Source organism: Citrobacter sp. wls716 (assembly GCF_005280975.1).
Lineage (GTDB): Bacteria > Pseudomonadota > Gammaproteobacteria > Enterobacterales > Enterobacteriaceae > Citrobacter > Citrobacter youngae.
Genome location: NZ_SZWX01000025.1, coordinates 395867 through 412618, shown reverse-complemented (window position 1 = coordinate 412618; position 16752 = coordinate 395867). Strand labels below are relative to the sequence as shown.

The following is a 16752-nucleotide window of genomic DNA, read 5'->3' as shown; positions in this document are numbered from 1 at the left end:
AACCGTGCAGGAGACATTATGAAAGTTATGCGTACCACTGTCGCAACTGTTGTCGCCGCGACCTTATCTATGAGCGCGTTCTCTGCCTTTGCTGCAGCGAGCCTGACAGGTGCTGGTGCAACTTTTCCTGCGCCAGTGTATGCCAAATGGGCTGATACTTATCAGAAAGAGACCGGTAGCAAAGTAAACTACCAGGGTATCGGCTCCTCCGGTGGTGTAAAACAAATTACCGCAAATACCGTTGATTTCGGTGCATCTGATGCGCCGTTATCTGACGAGAAGCTGGCTCAGGAAGGTCTGTTCCAGTTCCCGACAGTGATCGGCGGTGTGGTGCTGGCGGTGAATATCCCTGGCCTGAAGTCCGGAGAGCTGGTGCTTGACGGTAAAACCCTGGGCGATATCTACCTCGGCAAAATTAAGAAGTGGGATGATGAAGCCATCACCAAACTGAACCCGGGTCTGAAGCTGCCTTCTCAGAACATTGCCGTTGTGCGTCGTGCAGATGGTTCCGGTACCTCCTTCGTCTTCACCAGCTACCTGGCGAAAGTGAACGAAGAGTGGAAATCTAAAATTGGCGCAGGCTCTACTGTGAACTGGCCGACCGGTCTGGGCGGTAAAGGTAACGACGGTATCGCTGCGTTCGTCCAGCGTCTGCCAGGCTCTATCGGCTACGTTGAGTACGCTTATGCTAAGCAGAACAACCTGGCATACACCAAACTGGTTACTGCTGATGGTAAGCCGGTAAGCCCGACAGAAGAAAACTTTGCTAATGCAGCTAAAGGCGCTGACTGGAGCAAAACCTTCGCTCAGGATCTGACTAACCAGAAAGGTGACAATGCGTGGCCAATCACTTCCACCACCTTCATCCTGGTTCACAAAGAGCAGAAGAAGCCTGAGCAGGGCGTTGAAGTGCTGAAGTTCTTTGACTGGGCGTACAAAAATGGCGGCAAACAGGCCAACGACCTGGATTACGCCAGCCTGCCGGACAGCGTGGTTGAGCAGATTCGTGCTGCATGGAAGACCAACGTGAAAGACAGCAGCGGTAAAGCGCTGTACTAAATACCCGTCATACTTCGAGCCGCAGCTGTGTTGGCTGCGCTTGTTCACTCCAGTTACATAGTAAATCTATGCTCCTGGGGATGAATGAGGGACATCCTTGTCCCTCACCGAAGGCAGCCTCCGGCTGTTCAAATTCGTTCCTGACGAATTTGTCACAAGCTTGCCGCCTTGCTGCAACTCGAATTATTTAGGGTATGGCATTACGTTAGCTGGGAAGCACGATAAAATGCGCGCTTCCTGGCCCAAACTTAAAGAGTGATTTATGGCTGCAACCAAGCCTGCTTTTAACCCACCGGGTAAAAAGGGTGACATGATCTTCAGCGCGCTGGTAAAACTGGCTGCGCTGATTGTGCTATTGATGTTGGGTGGCATTATTGTCTCTCTGATCATCTCCTCCTGGCCAAGCATCCAGAAATTTGGTTTCTCATTCCTTTGGACCAAAGACTGGGATGCGCCAAATGATATCTACGGCGCACTGGTACCGATTTACGGTACGCTGGTCACCTCACTTATCGCACTGCTGATCGCCGTTCCGGTGAGTTTCGGCATTGCTTTGTTCCTGACGGAACTTGCACCTGGCTGGCTGAGACGTCCGCTGGGTATCGCTATTGAACTGCTGGCGGCGATCCCGAGTATCGTTTACGGCATGTGGGGGCTGTTTATCTTTGCCCCGCTGTTTGCGACGTATTTCCAGGAGCCGGTCGGTAATATTCTTTCCAACATTCCGTTTGTTGGCGCACTGTTTGCTGGCCCGGCATTTGGTATCGGTATTCTGGCGGCTGGCGTGATCCTCGCCATCATGATCATCCCGTACATTGCGGCAGTTATGCGTGATGTGTTCGAACAAACGCCGGTGCTGATGAAAGAGTCAGCCTACGGTATTGGCTGTACTACCTGGGAAGTTATCTGGCGTATCGTTCTGCCGTTCACTAAAAATGGTGTCATTGGCGGCGTAATGCTGGGTCTGGGTCGCGCGCTGGGTGAAACCATGGCGGTGACCTTTATCATCGGTAACACCTACCAACTCGACAGCGCATCGCTGTATATGCCGGGCAACAGTATCACCTCTGCGCTGGCGAACGAATTTGCTGAAGCGGAATCGGGTTTGCATGTTGCTGCACTGATGGAACTGGGTCTGATTCTGTTTGTGATCACCTTCATCGTACTGGCTGCGTCTAAGTTCATGATCATGCGCCTTGCGAAAAATGAGGGGGCACGCTAATGGCTACGCTGGAAATGCAAAACACCACCGCACTGGCAGAATCACGCCGTAAAATGCAGGCGCGTCGCCGTCTGAAGAACCGCATCGCGCTGACGCTCTCAATGGCGACCATGGCATTTGGTCTGTTCTGGCTTATCTGGATCCTGATGTCCACGATTACCCGCGGTATTGACGGTATGTCGCTGGCGCTGTTCACCGAAATGACGCCGCCGCCGAATACGGCAGGTGGTGGTCTGGCGAACGCCCTGGCCGGTAGCGGTCTGTTGATTCTGTGGGCGACCGTGTTTGGTACCCCGCTCGGCATTATGGCGGGTATCTACCTGGCTGAGTATGGGCGTAAGTCCTGGCTGGCTGAGGTCATCCGCTTTATCAACGACATTCTGCTTTCTGCACCATCCATCGTGGTCGGTCTGTTCGTTTACACCATCGTGGTAGCAAAAATGGAACATTTCTCCGGCTGGGCGGGCGTGATTGCGCTGGCGTTGCTGCAGGTACCTATCGTTATTCGTACCACTGAGAACATGCTCAAACTGGTTCCGGATAGCCTGCGTGAAGCCGCCTATGCGCTGGGTACGCCGAAGTGGAAGATGATTTCTGCAATCACCCTGAAGGCGTCTGTATCGGGCATTATTACCGGTATTCTGCTGGCAATTGCCCGTATTGCAGGTGAAACGGCTCCGCTGCTGTTTACGTCGCTCTCCAACCAGTTCTGGAGCACTGACATGATGCAGCCTATCGCCAACCTGCCGGTCACGATCTTTAAGTTTGCGATGAGCCCATTTGCTGAATGGCAACAACTGGCCTGGGCTGGGGTACTGATTATTACCCTGTGCGTACTGCTGCTGAACATTCTGGCGCGCGTCATTTTCGCGAAGAAGAAACACGGTTAAGTTTATTGCCTTGCCGGATGGCGGCGTAAACGCCTTATCCGGCCTACGAATGACATAGATGTAGGCCTGAAAGCTGCGCGCCATCAGGCATGATGAGGAAGAGATTGAAATGAGTATGGTTGATACTGCCCCGGGTAAAATTCAGGTTCGTGATTTGAACTTCTACTATGGCAAATTCCATGCCCTGAAGAACATCAACCTGGATATCGCGAAAAACCAGGTCACGGCGTTTATCGGGCCGTCAGGCTGTGGTAAATCGACGCTGCTGCGTACCTTCAACAAAATGTTTGAACTGTACCCGGAGCAGCGTGCGGAAGGTGAAATCCTGCTGGATGGTGACAATATTCTCACCAACACCCAGGACATCGCGCTGCTGCGTGCCAAAGTCGGCATGGTGTTCCAGAAGCCAACGCCGTTCCCAATGTCTATCTACGACAACATCGCGTTTGGCGTACGTTTGTTTGAGAAACTCTCGCGTGCGGATATGGACGAACGTGTGCAGTGGGCATTGACCAAGGCCGCACTGTGGAATGAAACCAAAGATAAATTACACCAGAGCGGGTACTCTCTCTCCGGTGGTCAGCAGCAGCGTCTGTGTATTGCGCGTGGTATCGCCATTCGCCCGGAAGTGCTACTGCTTGATGAGCCATGTTCAGCGCTCGACCCGATTTCTACCGGGCGTATTGAAGAGCTGATCACTGAGCTGAAAGAAGATTACACCGTTGTTATCGTTACCCACAACATGCAACAGGCAGCGCGTTGTTCCGATCACACGGCATTTATGTACCTGGGCGAGTTGATTGAGTTCAGCAACACGGACGATCTGTTCACCAAGCCCGCGAAGAAACAAACTGAAGACTACATCACCGGTCGTTACGGCTGATTCAGGAGCTTGTTGTGGATAACCTTAATCTTAATAAACATATTTCCGGCCAGTTCAATGCAGAGCTGGAAAGCATCCGTACCCAGGTGATGACCATGGGTGGCATGGTAGAGCAGCAGCTTTCTGATGCGATTACCGCCATGCACAATCAGGACAGCGAACTGGCGAAGCGCGTCATTGAAGGCGATAAAAACGTCAACATGATGGAAGTAGCGATCGATGAAGCCTGCGTGCGTATCATCGCCAAGCGTCAACCTACCGCCAGCGACCTGCGTCTGGTGATGGCGATTATCAAAACTATCGCTGAGCTGGAGCGTATTGGTGATGTGGCGGACAAAATTTGCCGCACCGCGCTGGAGAAGTTCTCGCAACAGCACCAGCCGCTGCTGGTAAGTCTGGAGTCGCTGGGTCGTCACACCGTGCAGATGCTGCACGACGTGTTGGATGCGTTTGCGCGTATGGATCTCGACGAAGCGGTACGTATTTATCGCGAAGATAAGAAAGTCGACCAGGAGTATGAAGGCATCGTGCGTCAGCTGATGACTTATATGATGGAAGACCCACGTACCATTCCAAGCGTGCTGACCGCGCTGTTCTGCGCACGTTCAATCGAGCGTATTGGTGACCGCTGCCAGAATATCTGCGAATACATCTTCTATTTCGTGAAGGGACAGGACTTCCGTCACGTGGGCGGCGATGAACTGGATAAGCTGCTGGCGGGCAAAGATCCTAAAGAGTGAAAAAACGTAGAAAGTAGGCCGCAATTGCCCGGTGGCGCAAGCTTACCGGGCCTACAAAAAATTACCGGGTAATATCCCAACCCCGCGCCTTCCACAATTCCGGCAACTGTGCCAGATCGGTAAAGGTCGTGACTTTTGGATGATCGATCGGTTTGTTATGCGGATCGGCGCAGAAGTAGAACACTTCCATCCCGGCGGCAATTCCCGCCTGCGCGCCCGCGCTGGAATCATCAACCAGAATGCAGTTCTCAACGTTAACGTCCATTGCTTTTGCCGCATGGAACATCAGGGCAGGATCGGGCTTCCAGCGTTGGATATCGTAGCCGCTGAACAGTAAATCAGGAAAATGGTGCAACATGCCCAGCTTGCCCAGCGAATGCTGCATTTTGCTGACCGGACCGTTTGAGACCACGCACATTGGCACTGTCATGCTGTCCAGCAGAGCATTTGCCCCAGCGATAACCTCCAGTTCCGAGTCGAACAGGCGTGCGACCTCTGCGCGGTAAACGGGCTCTAAATCGGCTTTCGCCAGCGTAACGCCGTGCTCTTCGTTGATGATATCGATGATTTCGTAGAGTTTTACGCCTTTAAAGCGTTTAAACACCTCTTCGAGATCGAGTTTGATACCAAACTCCTGGAACATGGCGACATACGCCCGGGAACAGATCACTTCACTATCGACCAGCGTACCGTCGCAGTCAAAAAATACCGCTTCTATCTGGGACATGCCTTCCTCTTATCGCTAGTTTAACGTTTACGTCATGCTTATTTACGCCACGCAATCGTTGCCGTATAAGCAAAATCAATGAAAAAAGTTGCTCATAACCCAACCCTATTGTCGCATTTTGGTATAGGATAGCGACGAATTTTCCCTCCTTGTTCGGAAATTGATAATGAGTCAACAACACACAACCCAGGCTTCTGGCCAGGGGATGCTGGAACGCGTGTTCAAACTGCGCGAGCATGGCACAACGGCACGGACCGAAGTGATCGCCGGTTTAACCACCTTCCTGACGATGGTGTATATCGTTTTTGTTAACCCGCAAATTCTTGGCGTGGCTGGCATGGATACCAGCGCTGTCTTTGTTACCACCTGCCTTATTGCTGCCTTTGGTAGCATCCTGATGGGGCTATTTGCTAACCTGCCGGTCGCACTTGCGCCTGCTATGGGCCTGAACGCATTCTTTGCCTTCGTGGTCGTTGGCGCGATGGGCCTGTCATGGCAGATAGGTATGGGCGCAATCTTCTGGGGTGCGATAGGTCTGCTGCTGCTGACCATTTTCCGCGTACGTTACTGGATGATTGCCAATATCCCGGTGAGCCTGCGCGTGGGGATCACCAGCGGTATCGGTCTGTTCATCGGTATGATGGGGCTGAAAAACGCCGGCGTTATCGTCGCCAACAAAGACACGCTGGTATCTATCGGCAACCTGACGTCCCACAGCGTACTGCTCGGCATTCTGGGCTTCTTTATCATCGCGATTCTGGCGTCACGTAACATTCATGCGGCGGTGCTGATCTCTATCATCGTGACCACGCTGCTGGGTTGGATGCTGGGTGATGTCCATTACAGCGGGATCGTCTCCGCGCCGCCGAGCGTGATGTCGGTTATCGGGCATGTTGACCTGGCCGGTTCGTTTAACATTGGCCTTGCGGGCGTGATTTTCTCGTTCATGCTGGTGAACCTGTTTGACTCCTCCGGTACCCTGATTGGCGTGACGGATAAAGCCGGTCTGGCAGACGCGAAGGGCAAGTTCCCACGCATGAAGCAGGCGCTGTTTGTCGATAGCGTGTCGTCTGTTACCGGCGCGTTTATCGGTACCTCTTCCGTTACCGCCTATATTGAGTCTTCTTCCGGGGTTTCTGTTGGTGGGCGTACCGGCCTGACCGCGGTCGTTGTCGGTCTGTTGTTCCTGCTGGTTATCTTCCTGTCGCCGTTGGCGGGAATGGTGCCGGGATATGCCGCCGCAGGTGCGCTGATTTACGTTGGCGTCCTGATGACATCAAGCCTGTCGCGCGTGAAGTGGGATGACCTGACTGAAGCGGTTCCAGCGTTTATTACCGCCGTGATGATGCCGTTTAGCTTCTCGATCACCGAAGGTATTGCGCTGGGCTTTATCTCTTACTGCTTGATGAAAATCGGTACCGGACGTTTCCGCGATCTCAGCCCGTGCGTCATCGTTGTCGCGCTGCTGTTTGTACTGAAGATTGTGTTTATCGACGCGCACTAAAATATCGGTCTGGACAACGGCCCGCCAGGCATCGTTGCTGGCGGGCTTTTTCTTTAGGCTTTTACACGTTGAATATAGTCGCCAAATGCGGTCAGCTGACCGGTCAGATGGTCCAGCGTGCTTTGGTCGATCACTTCACCCGCCTGCGGGTCCACTTTATTCTGAATCACGCCGCCCATAAATTCCGGCTTGTTCATTACCATCGCGTCGAGGAACACCAGGATTTGACGCAGATGATACTGGCAGCGCGCGCCGCCAATGGCACCCATGGAGCTGGTCTGGATCAGCACCGGTTTGCCGGATAATGGTTGATCGGGCAGGCGGGATAGCCAGTCGATGGCATTTTTCAGCCCGCCAGGAACAGAATAGTTGTATTCCGGTGTGACGATAACGACGCCGTCAGCCTTCCTGATTTGTTTCGCCAGCGCTTCTACACTTGCCGGAAAACCCTCTTCCTGCTGGAGGTCGGCATCGTACAGAGGAATATCCCCAATCGACGGTAATGCATTCACTTCCATCCCCGCGGGGGCAATTTTTGGCAGCGTACGGGCAACCATTCCATTAAACGAACCCTTGCGCAGGCTCCCCAGTAACGTAACAACATTCAATGTTTCAGACATGGTTACTCCTGTTTCATCATGAAGGTTAAATCAAAGCGTATGGCTCTTCGCTGCGCATAATTGCGAGAACCGGATCAGGCGACCCGTTGGCTCATTGGCGCGTGTCTGGATATCAGGCAAGCTTTTCCAGTCCTGTTTACCATCAAACTCCCAAACGTTGAGTTTTTCAATGGTTGGCGTGACCGCGACCGACCACACCAGCACATCTTCGGCATCGCAAATGGCTTCTATCTGCGTAACGTGAGCACATCTCAGACGGCCCGCACCCGGTAACAGCTGGAGTTCACGTGGATCGTCATTGCACACGTCGCCAGTGAGCTTGAGAACGCTCTGGCGTAACGTTATGAGCTGCGCACGCGCTTCATTGGGGTCGTTTTGATTATTGATCCACAGGTTTTCGTTACTGGAAAAGCGGTAGGAATCTGTGGCATTCGGGGTATGGAACCCGCGAGTTGCCCGCTGAAGCTCCATATCCAGACCGCATGAACCTTCTGTGGTAAGCGCGACGCCGACAATATTCCCGGCATAGGAAATCGAAAAGCCAGGCAGGTTTTTATCGCGAAAAACGGGCTTACCTTTCGCCTCGGTAACAATCTCGGGCAATGTGCTGGTGCCGTAAAGCATAAACATCAGTTCAGCGAGAAGACTTCGGGAGGCCAGAAAGCGTGTTCGGCGGTGAGTGGGTAGATTTCTTACTTCAAAATGACATGGAGTAGGGAGACGAACTGAAACCAGGTGTCCCTCCGTAAGAATCCCTCTGGCAAAATGTGTCGCCATTTTTCGCTCCGTGATTAATGGTCCGTGATTATTATCAGAGTAACATTTACGCGGCTTCCAGGCAGGCTTTACTGCCCAAAAAGTAAACGGAATCGGGATATATTACGCGACATTTACATTTCCAGCGCCAGGGAGGTTAATAAAACAACAATATAGCAAAGGATCTTCATGACATCTCGCGATAGAGTGCCTTGATCGTCTCTTTCAGCCATACGATCTTAGGATTGTGGCTGTTGCGTTTATGCCAAAGTAGGGTGAACGGGACGCGCATTTTTTCCAGTTGCGCTGCATCAAAAGGCATTGGACGTGCCACGAGCGGAAGCTGGTGGAGTTGATTGTAACGCTGACAATAGACCGGGGCGGTGGCTATCAATGCGTGATCGGGCTGCGCGGCCATAAACAGCGACTGCTCAAAGCCTGGCAGACACAATGCGATGTTACGCGCACGCCCCATCTCCTGAAGCACATCGTCCAGCGCCCAGGTGTCGCTCTGCTCCCAGCTAATGCTGATATGGGGATAGCGCAGGAATGTTTCCAGATTCCACTCTTCCTGCAATGCCGGGTGGTCTTCACGCAACCAGACGCAGGGGAGATCGGAAAACAGGACCTCGTGGTCGATCGATAACGGTAGCAGACTCAGCAATTCACGCGAGCGCGGGTGACTTTCACGTCCGGTAAAGCCGATATCCACCTCGCCACGGATAATGGCATCCAGCGAATCGTAATCCCAGTTGTGCACTTTGATCGTTGCCTGTGGATAACGTTGGTAGATCTGTTGGGAGAGCGCGTTAAACATGATCATCACCAGCGGCGTTTCAGCCACTAAATCAAACTTCAGCCCACGTGGTGCTTCATGGTGTGGCTTATCGAGCAATTGATTGCCCATCTGCATCCACTCCGCCAGGCTCTGTTCCATGTTGAGCATCAGCGGCGTTGGCGTTAGCCCCAGCGGGGTGTTAACAAACAAGGGATCGTCAAACCAGGCTCTCAGCTTCGACAGCGATTTGCTGACCGCCGACGGCGTGACGTTCATCCGTTTGGCGGTTTTAGTGACGCTGCGTTCCTGCATCAGGAGTTGCAGGCAGAGCAGTAAATTAAGATCGAGACTGCTGAGGGATTTCTTCATGAGTTGGTGTGGGCCGGTTTGGTGCAACAGTGATAATCAGCATGATACTCACTATGCTACAGCCAATCAGAATCCCGATCAGCATATTCAGTGCGTCGAGACCGAGGATGGCAGCCAACCAAATCCATAGAGATGAACCGCAAACCTGGGCAATGCCTAATGCCGAGCTGGCGACGCCTGCGCGCAGCGAGAACGGCCCCAGCGCCTGGCTCATGGCAACGCCGAAACCGACCGAGAATCCGGCGCAGATTAAGGTTAACCCGAACAACGTTACCGCGTGCGTACTGGCAAGGATTAACACGATGCCCGCAGCCAGGAACAAGACCTGTGAAGTCAGCATCAGGATGCGGGGTTTAAAAATACTCAGTGCGAATGGCGTAGAGAAAGAGACCGCCATACTGATGCCTGCGGTCATGGCCATGGTAGTGGCGTACTCGCCGCGGTCGAAGCCCATCACTTCCATCAGCAGCACCGGAGACGTATTCACGAAGGTCAGGATCACCGACACGCTGAGGGTGGTAATGGCCAGACGGCTTAAGAAAAAACGGTTTACCAGCGACTCTGCGCGATGATCGCTCTGCGTAGAGGTCGAGAGCGTCGCTGGGCGCGATTCTCGCAGGATAAACACCGACAGCAGGCAAACAACCCCGCCCATGCCCATCATCGTGTAGAACAGGCTCTGCCACGGGTATTTGAGCATGATCAGATGCCCCATCACCGGAGCCAGCACCGGCACGATACAGGTAATACCGTTCAACAACGACAGTACCTTCGCCCGGCGGCGATCGTCGAGCGTATCGCGCAGAATAGCGAAAGCCACCACATAACAGCAGCCGGCGCCCACACCCTGAATAAAGCGGCCTACCAGGAACGGCGTACCGCTCTCGGCAAATGAACACAGCGCAGAGGCGAAAATAAAGATGAGTGCGCCGACAATGGCGACTGGTTTACGTCCTGACTGGTCGGCAACTTTTCCGGCGAAAAGCATCGCCGTCGCCATTCCCGCCAGATAAACCGAAAACGCGATATGCAGTTGCGCCTCGCTGGCCTGTAAATCGGCCGCAATACGGGGCAGCCCCACCAGATACATATCAATACCGGCAGGATAAAGCAGAACCAGGGCGAAACTGCAGATTAGAAAGCGTGTCATAGCGACCTCATGAGAAATGTGGCGCTAAGCATACGGGGAGAGGGTTGTCTGTGCGAGTTGCCATTTGGACAACAGTGATTTCCGCATGGGAAATTGTTGTTGCCGGATGGCGGTGTAAACGCCTTATCCGGCCTACGGGGCCTGTGGGCCCGGTAAGCATCGCGCCACCGGGCAATACAACATTATTTGCCAATACAGAAGCTGGAGAAAATCCGTCCCAGCAGATCGTCGGAGGTAAATTCCCCGGTGATCTCACTGAGGTTCTGCTGCGCCAGACGCAACTCCTCTGCCAGCAATTCTCCGGCCCATGCGCCAAGCAGTTGGGCTTTACCCTGCTCGAGATGCTCCGCCGCTTCTGCCAGCGCCTGCAGGTGACGACGACGCGCCAGGAAGCCACCTTCCATATTGGTTTCAAAGCCCATGCTCTGTTTGAGATGGTTACGCAGTACGTCAACACCTTCACCGGTACGTGCGGAGAGGCGAACCAGTGAGTGGCCATTTACTTCGCTAAGGCCCAGCGTCTCACCGGTAATATCCGCTTTGTTACGTACCACGGTAATTGGCAGTTTGGCTGGCAGACGGGCAATAAAGTCTGGCCAGATGTCAGCCGGGTCCACGGCGTCGGTGGTGGTGCCATCCACCATAAACAGCACACGGTCGGCTTGTTCGATTTCCTGCCACGCACGTTCGATACCAATGCGTTCAACTTCATCGCTGGCATCGCGCAAACCAGCAGTGTCGATGATGTGCAGCGGCATACCGTCGATATGAATATGCTCACGCAGCACGTCGCGAGTCGTCCCCGCAATATCGGTCACAATAGCCGCCTCACGGCCAGCCAGCGCGTTCAGCAGGCTCGATTTCCCGGCGTTAGGGCGACCGGCAATGACTACCTTCATCCCTTCGCGCAGCAGGCTGCCCTGACGCGCTTCGGCACGAACGGCATCAAGATCGCTGATAACGCTATTGAGCTGGGCTTCAATCTTGCCGTCAGACAGGAAGTCGATTTCTTCATCCGGGAAGTCGATTGCCGCTTCGACATAGATGCGCAGGTGAGTGAGCGCTTCCACAAGATGATTTACCCGTGTGGAAAATGCGCCCTGCAACGAATTCAGCGCCGAGCGAGCGGCTTGCTCCGAGCTGGCATCGATCAGGTCGGCAATCGCCTCTGCCTGGGCTAAATCGAGCTTATCATTGAGAAAAGCTCGCTCGGAGAATTCACCCGGTCTGGCAATGCGCAGCCCGGGAATGGTCAGAATACGTTTGAGCAGCAGGTCAAGAATCACCGGACCTCCGTGGCCCTGAAGCTCTAAAACGTCTTCGCCGGTAAAGGAGTTCGGGCCGGGGAACCACAGGGCAATCCCCTGATCCAGCGTGCTGCCATCCGCGTCTTTAAACGGCAGATAATCGGCGTAACGCGGTTTGGGTAGTTTCCCCAGTACGGTTTCTGCGACCTCACGCGCCTTCAGGCCGGAGATACGCAGGATACCCACGCCACCACGTCCCGGTGGGGTGGCCTGAGCGACGATGGTGTCGTTATGGCTCATGGTTTGTCTCTTCTTAATGCAATAAAAAAGGCGGTCTAATGACCGCCCTTTACTTTATGTTCCGTTTGCCGGATGGCGGCTTCGCCTAATCCGGCCTACACCGAATCAGGAGTTTTTCTTCTCGCGGCTATGCAGGCCACGCTTCTCCAGACCACGGTAAATCAGCTGCTGCTGAATAATGGTTACCAGGTTGCTGACGATATAGTACAGCACCAGACCTGACGGGAACCACAGGAAGAACACGGTGAAGATGACCGGCATAAAGGTCATGATCTTCTGCTGCATCGGGTCGGTCACGGTGGTCGGAGACATCTTCTGAATGAAGAACATCGTCACGCCCATCAGAATCGGCAGAATGTAGTACGGGTCCTGTGCGGACAGGTCATGGATCCACAGCGCGAACGGCGCATGACGCAGTTCAATGGAGCCCATCAGCATGTAGTACAACGCCAGGAAGATTGGCATCTGGATGATCAGCGGGAAGCAGCCGCCCAGCGGGTTAACCTTCTCAGCTTTGTACAGGGCCATCATTTCCTGGCTCTGACGCTGTTTGTCATCGCCCAGACGCTCACGCATTGCCTGAATCTTCGGCTGCAGCATACGCATCTTCGCCATGGAGGTGTACTGCGCTTTGGTCAGCGGGTACATGATGCCACGAACGATAAAGGTGATAACGATGATGGAGAAGCCCCAGTTACCCAGGAAGCTATGGATCCATTTCAGCAGTTTGAACAGCGGCTGAGAAATGAACCACAACCAGCCGTAATCCACGGTCAGATCCAGGTGCGGTGCAACGGCCGCCATTTTATCCTGAATTTCCGGGCCGACCCACAGGGTGCTGGTCATCGCGCCAGTCTGACCAGGCTGTACCAATACCGGCTGTGATTTATAGCCGATAGCGGCAATGCCGTTACCCAGGTTAGCGGTATAGAAGTTGTTGGTGCCGTCGTTACGCGGAACCCATGCCGTGGCGAAATACTGTTGCAGCATTGCAACCCAACCGTCTTTAGCATTGACGTTCAGGTTTTCGTTGTCAGCAATGGTGTCGAATTTGTATTTCTCATACTTCTCATCTGGCGTGGAGTACGCCGCGCCACGGAAGGTGTGCAGCGCAAAGTTGCTGCTACCGGTGTCACGATGAGATGGCAGATTGATGGATTGCTTCAGCTGACCAAAGGTGGAGACTTCCAGCGGTTTTTCGCCGGCGTTCTGCACGCTGTAGTTAACGTTGACAGCATATTCACCACGCTTGAGTACAAACGTTTTAGTGAATGTGTTACCCGCTGCGTCAGTATAGGTCATCGGGATCTGCAGTTCGTTCTGACCGTCAGCCAGTACAAACGCGTCTTTTTCGACGTTGTACAGCGGACGCGGGCCGTTAGCCGGGTTATCCGGGCCGTCACGACCTGTCAGGCCACTTTGTGCCTGGTAGATGAACTGTGGCGTGGTTTCCAGTAACTGGAACGGTTCGGTAGAACCCAGTTCTTTCGGGTAAGCTGGCAGTGAAGCCTGTTCCACATCACCACCACGGGTGTTGATGGTCAGATCAAGCACGTCAGTTTTAACCGTAATCAGTTTCCCCTGGCCACTGGCCGGTACGCCCTGGTCTGCGGCGCTACCCGCTGCGGTGGTCGTTGTCTGCGTGGTCTGTTGGGCCTGAGGTTGCGGATTTTTATCCTGCTCCCAGGCTTGCCAGATCATGAAAGACACGAACAGCAAAGCGATGACTAAAAGATTGCGTTGCGAATCCATCGTTAGTGTTCTCTGGTATCAAATGGTCCGGGCGGGACGGGATCGTCACCACCAGGGTGTAAAGGGTGGCATTTTAATACGCGTTTCACCGTCAACCAACTGCCTTTTATCACTCCAAACCTGCGCAATGCCTCAATTCCGTAGCTCGAACAGGTTGGAGTGAAACGGCAATGCGGCCCAAGCAGCGGACTGATCAGGCGTTGATAGACCCGAATGAGGGCTATCAGGACCCGCGAGCCAGGCGACAATGGCGACGCCATAATTTTTCCAACGCTTCCGAGAGAGCACGGTTATCGAGGTCAGCAACCCCTTTTTTCGCCACCACCACGAAATCCATTGCTGGAAGCTCGTGCTGACGTAAACGGAAGCTTTCACGCGTCAGACGTTTAATCCGATTACGTTCATGCGCACGTTTAACATTTTTCTTGGCGACGGTAAGACCGATACGGGGATGCCCCAGCGAATTCAGGCGGCCGAGGATGGTGATTTGCGGCGTGCCAGCCCGTTGTGGCTGCTGGAAGACGAATGTGAAATGAGTGGGAGTTAACAAACGTAACTCCCTGGGAAATGCGAGCTTAACCACTCAGGGGCTAGCTTTTATTACTTAGAAACGGTCAGACGAGAACGGCCTTTAGCACGACGACGTGCCAGAACCTGACGACCATTTTTATTTGCCATACGAGCACGGAAGCCGTGAGAACGGTTGCGCTTCAGTACAGACGGTTGAAAAGTGCGTTTCATGGCGATTTCTACCTAAACTTGAATAAATTCACTGACTTTTGCGTATACCCGAACGAATTTCGAACGACTTACGCCACAGTGTGGGTGATTAAAGAGGCCGGATTGTAATAATTGTACACTCCGGAGTCAATTCTCTTTCCTTATATCCCGTTTTTTTTCACGTGGTTTTGTGTAAAAAACAGGCAGCGTTGACGCCGTAAGGCGACCGTTACTCGCTGGGGGTAAGAATTATACGGGCTGGTGGATAAAGCGCAAGGATCGCACGGGATCTTTATTAGATCGTTTAAGCAGTAAAGCATCTTTACTCATTAATTTTTTCAATATGCGCGCGAAAACCTGCAGCACTTCTCCAGGATCGTTTACACTTAGCCGATTCTGGATCATCCTGTGGATAAATCGGGAAGAATCTGTGAGAAACAGAAGATCTCTTTCTCAGTTTACGCTATGATCCGCGGTCCCGATCGTTTCAATGGATCCTGATCGGGTAAAAATTGCAGATAGCAATTCGCACGTCACCCTTTGCATAGGGTCTTGTCGATGTGCGTCAACAATCATGAATGTTTCAGCCTTTGTCATTTATCGACTTTTGTTCGAGTGGAGTCCGCCGTGTCACTTTCGCTTTGGCAGCAGTGTCTTGCCCGATTGCAGGATGAGTTACCAGCCACAGAATTCAGTATGTGGATACGCCCGTTGCAGGCGGAACTGAGCGATAACACGCTGGCTTTGTATGCGCCAAACCGTTTCGTGCTCGATTGGGTAAGGGATAAATACCTTAATAATATTAATGGATTACTCAATAATTTTTGCGGAGCGGATGCCCCACAGCTGCGTTTTGAGGTTGGCACTAAACCCGTTACGCAAACGCTGAAAACGCCGGTCAACAACGTTGTGGCGCCCGCCCACGTGGCTCAGCAAGTGCAACCGCAACGTACCGTACCGGCAGCGCGCCCTGGCTGGGATAACGTCCCGGCTCCGGCTGAACCTACCTATCGCTCTAACGTCAACGTCAAACATACGTTTGATAACTTCGTTGAAGGTAAATCTAACCAACTGGCGCGCGCGGCGGCACGTCAGGTGGCGGACAATCCAGGCGGCGCCTACAATCCGTTATTCCTTTATGGCGGTACGGGTCTGGGTAAAACCCACCTGCTGCACGCTGTCGGTAACGGCATTATGGCGCGTAAGCCGAACGCAAAAGTGGTGTATATGCACTCCGAGCGTTTTGTGCAGGACATGGTTAAAGCCCTGCAAAACAATGCGATCGAAGAGTTTAAACGCTATTACCGTTCCGTTGATGCGCTGCTGATTGACGATATTCAATTCTTTGCTAATAAAGAACGTTCACAGGAAGAATTTTTCCACACCTTTAATGCCCTGCTGGAAGGTAATCAGCAGATCATCCTGACCTCGGATCGCTATCCGAAGGAGATCAACGGCGTTGAAGATCGTCTGAAATCTCGCTTCGGCTGGGGACTGACTGTCGCGATCGAGCCGCCTGAGCTGGAAACACGCGTCGCGATCCTGATGAAAAAGGCTGACGAAAACGACATTCGTCTGCCGGGTGAAGTGGCGTTCTTTATCGCCAAGCGTCTACGCTCTAACGTGCGTGAACTGGAAGGCGCACTGAACCGCGTGATCGCTAACGCCAATTTTACCGGCCGGGCAATTACTATCGATTTCGTGCGTGAAGCGCTGCGCGATTTGCTGGCTTTGCAGGAAAAGCTGGTCACCATCGACAATATTCAAAAGACGGTGGCAGAGTATTACAAAATCAAAATTGCGGATCTGCTTTCTAAGCGTCGATCTCGTTCGGTAGCACGTCCGCGTCAGATGGCGATGGCGCTGGCAAAAGAGCTCACTAACCACAGTCTGCCGGAAATTGGCGATGCGTTTGGTGGGCGCGATCATACTACCGTGCTTCATGCCTGCCGTAAGATTGAGCAGTTGCGTGAAGAAAGCCATGATATTAAAGAAGATTTCTCCAATTTAATCAGAACATTATCTTCGTGACGCT

At 53.1% G+C, this 16752-nt stretch carries 17 protein-coding genes; 7 read left to right on the top strand and 10 right to left on the bottom strand.

The annotated features are described in order from the left end of the window. Positions 1-18 precede the first annotated feature (18 nt). The 5 genes from pstS (at position 19) to phoU (ending at position 4794) form a co-directional block, all read left to right on the top strand. On the top strand, positions 19-1059 hold the full coding sequence (gene pstS, locus FDX24_RS09860) for a phosphate ABC transporter substrate-binding protein PstS (protein WP_048213783.1): 1041 nt from the start codon (positions 19-21) through the stop codon (positions 1057-1059). A gap of 262 nt (positions 1060-1321) precedes the next feature. Continuing rightward, positions 1322-2281, top strand: a complete 960-nt coding sequence (gene pstC, locus FDX24_RS09855; protein WP_048213782.1) for a phosphate ABC transporter permease PstC — start codon at positions 1322-1324, stop codon at positions 2279-2281. Continuing rightward, the gene (gene pstA / locus FDX24_RS09850) at positions 2281-3171 is read left to right on the top strand and encodes a phosphate ABC transporter permease PstA (RefSeq protein WP_048213781.1); all 891 of its coding nucleotides are present in this window, start codon (positions 2281-2283) and stop codon (positions 3169-3171) included. The genes pstC and pstA overlap by 1 nt, the downstream gene beginning before the upstream one ends. Positions 3172-3280: 109 nt before the next feature. After that, on the top strand, positions 3281-4054 hold the full coding sequence (gene pstB, locus FDX24_RS09845; protein ID WP_003023821.1) for a phosphate ABC transporter ATP-binding protein PstB: 774 nt from the start codon (positions 3281-3283) through the stop codon (positions 4052-4054). A gap of 14 nt (positions 4055-4068) precedes the next feature. Beyond that, on the top strand, positions 4069-4794 hold the full coding sequence (phoU, locus tag FDX24_RS09840; protein WP_003023824.1) for a phosphate signaling complex protein PhoU: 726 nt from the start codon (positions 4069-4071) through the stop codon (positions 4792-4794). A 61-nt stretch (positions 4795-4855) separates the two neighbouring features. Here the strand turns inward: phoU and yieH are convergent, their stop codons facing one another. Further along, positions 4856-5521 carry a 6-phosphogluconate phosphatase gene (gene yieH / locus FDX24_RS09835; RefSeq protein ID WP_061066897.1) on the bottom strand — a complete coding sequence of 222 codons (666 nt, stop codon included), beginning with the start codon at positions 5519-5521 and terminating at the stop codon, positions 4856-4858. 166 nt (positions 5522-5687) lie between these two features. Between yieH and FDX24_RS09830 the strand changes: the two genes are divergently transcribed. Beyond that, positions 5688-7025, top strand: coding sequence for an NCS2 family permease (locus FDX24_RS09830; RefSeq protein WP_124021882.1), 1338 nt, complete (start codon positions 5688-5690; stop codon positions 7023-7025). Between the two features lie 53 nt (positions 7026-7078). On the opposite strand, the gene FDX24_RS09825 is transcribed toward FDX24_RS09830, so the two are convergent. The 9 genes from FDX24_RS09825 to rpmH form a co-directional block, all read right to left on the bottom strand. Further along, positions 7079-7645, bottom strand: a complete 567-nt coding sequence (locus FDX24_RS09825) for an NADPH-dependent FMN reductase (RefSeq protein WP_137364209.1) — start codon at positions 7643-7645, stop codon at positions 7079-7081. A 30-nt stretch (positions 7646-7675) separates the two neighbouring features. Next, on the bottom strand, positions 7676-8422 hold the full coding sequence (locus tag FDX24_RS09820; protein ID WP_048213777.1) for a 4'-phosphopantetheinyl transferase superfamily protein: 747 nt from the start codon (positions 8420-8422) through the stop codon (positions 7676-7678). Between the two features lie 166 nt (positions 8423-8588). Then, the gene (gene yidZ, locus FDX24_RS09815; protein WP_048213776.1) at positions 8589-9548 is read right to left on the bottom strand and encodes an HTH-type transcriptional regulator YidZ; all 960 of its coding nucleotides are present in this window, start codon (positions 9546-9548) and stop codon (positions 8589-8591) included. Continuing rightward, entirely contained in the window at positions 9517-10698 is a 1182-nt protein-coding gene (locus FDX24_RS09810; RefSeq protein WP_137364208.1) for an MFS transporter, read from the bottom strand. The genes yidZ and FDX24_RS09810 overlap by 32 nt, the downstream gene beginning before the upstream one ends. Before the next feature lie 182 nt (positions 10699-10880). Then, on the bottom strand, positions 10881-12245 hold the full coding sequence (gene mnmE, locus FDX24_RS09805; protein ID WP_061066894.1) for a tRNA uridine-5-carboxymethylaminomethyl(34) synthesis GTPase MnmE: 1365 nt from the start codon (positions 12243-12245) through the stop codon (positions 10881-10883). 105 nt (positions 12246-12350) lie between these two features. After that, the gene (gene yidC, locus FDX24_RS09800) at positions 12351-13997 is read right to left on the bottom strand and encodes a membrane protein insertase YidC (protein WP_048213774.1); all 1647 of its coding nucleotides are present in this window, start codon (positions 13995-13997) and stop codon (positions 12351-12353) included. A gap of 2 nt (positions 13998-13999) precedes the next feature. Further along, the gene (yidD, locus tag FDX24_RS09795) at positions 14000-14257 is read right to left on the bottom strand and encodes a membrane protein insertion efficiency factor YidD (RefSeq protein WP_003023846.1); all 258 of its coding nucleotides are present in this window, start codon (positions 14255-14257) and stop codon (positions 14000-14002) included. After that, entirely contained in the window at positions 14221-14580 is a 360-nt protein-coding gene (gene rnpA, locus FDX24_RS09790) for a ribonuclease P protein component (RefSeq protein ID WP_003844432.1), read from the bottom strand. The genes yidD and rnpA overlap by 37 nt, the downstream gene beginning before the upstream one ends. Before the next feature lie 17 nt (positions 14581-14597). Continuing rightward, on the bottom strand, positions 14598-14738 hold the full coding sequence (gene rpmH, locus FDX24_RS09785; RefSeq protein WP_003023858.1) for a 50S ribosomal protein L34: 141 nt from the start codon (positions 14736-14738) through the stop codon (positions 14598-14600). Positions 14739-15344: 606 nt separating this feature from the next. On the opposite strand from rpmH, the gene dnaA reads away from it, so the two are divergent. Beyond that, the gene (gene dnaA / locus FDX24_RS09780) at positions 15345-16748 is read left to right on the top strand and encodes a chromosomal replication initiator protein DnaA (protein ID WP_061066893.1); all 1404 of its coding nucleotides are present in this window, start codon (positions 15345-15347) and stop codon (positions 16746-16748) included. The last annotated feature ends 4 nt before the right edge of the window (positions 16749-16752 follow it).

Bases quoted from the DNA above. Each gene is read 5' to 3' on its own strand.
- pstS (WP_048213783.1), top strand. From the start codon at position 19: ATGAAAGTTATGCGTACCACTGTCGCAACTGTTGTCGCCGCGACCTTA.
- pstC (WP_048213782.1), top strand. From the start codon at position 1,322: ATGGCTGCAACCAAGCCTGCTTTTAACCCACCGGGTAAAAAGGGTGAC.
- pstA (WP_048213781.1), top strand. From the start codon at position 2,281: ATGGCTACGCTGGAAATGCAAAACACCACCGCACTGGCAGAATCACGC.
- pstB (WP_003023821.1), top strand. From the start codon at position 3,281: ATGAGTATGGTTGATACTGCCCCGGGTAAAATTCAGGTTCGTGATTTG.
- yieH (WP_061066897.1), bottom strand. From the start codon at position 5,521: ATGTCCCAGATAGAAGCGGTATTTTTTGACTGCGACGGTACGCTGGTC.
- FDX24_RS09830 (WP_124021882.1), top strand. From the start codon at position 5,688: ATGAGTCAACAACACACAACCCAGGCTTCTGGCCAGGGGATGCTGGAA.
- FDX24_RS09825 (WP_137364209.1), bottom strand. From the start codon at position 7,645: ATGTCTGAAACATTGAATGTTGTTACGTTACTGGGGAGCCTGCGCAAG.
- FDX24_RS09820 (WP_048213777.1), bottom strand. From the start codon at position 8,422: ATGGCGACACATTTTGCCAGAGGGATTCTTACGGAGGGACACCTGGTT.
- yidZ (WP_048213776.1), bottom strand. From the start codon at position 9,548: ATGAAGAAATCCCTCAGCAGTCTCGATCTTAATTTACTGCTCTGCCTG.
- FDX24_RS09810 (WP_137364208.1), bottom strand. From the start codon at position 10,698: ATGACACGCTTTCTAATCTGCAGTTTCGCCCTGGTTCTGCTTTATCCT.
- mnmE (WP_061066894.1), bottom strand. From the start codon at position 12,245: ATGAGCCATAACGACACCATCGTCGCTCAGGCCACCCCACCGGGACGT.
- yidC (WP_048213774.1), bottom strand. From the start codon at position 13,997: ATGGATTCGCAACGCAATCTTTTAGTCATCGCTTTGCTGTTCGTGTCT.
- yidD (WP_003023846.1), bottom strand. From the start codon at position 14,257: ATGGCGTCGCCATTGTCGCCTGGCTCGCGGGTCCTGATAGCCCTCATT.
- rpmH (WP_003023858.1), bottom strand. From the start codon at position 14,738: ATGAAACGCACTTTTCAACCGTCTGTACTGAAGCGCAACCGTTCTCAC.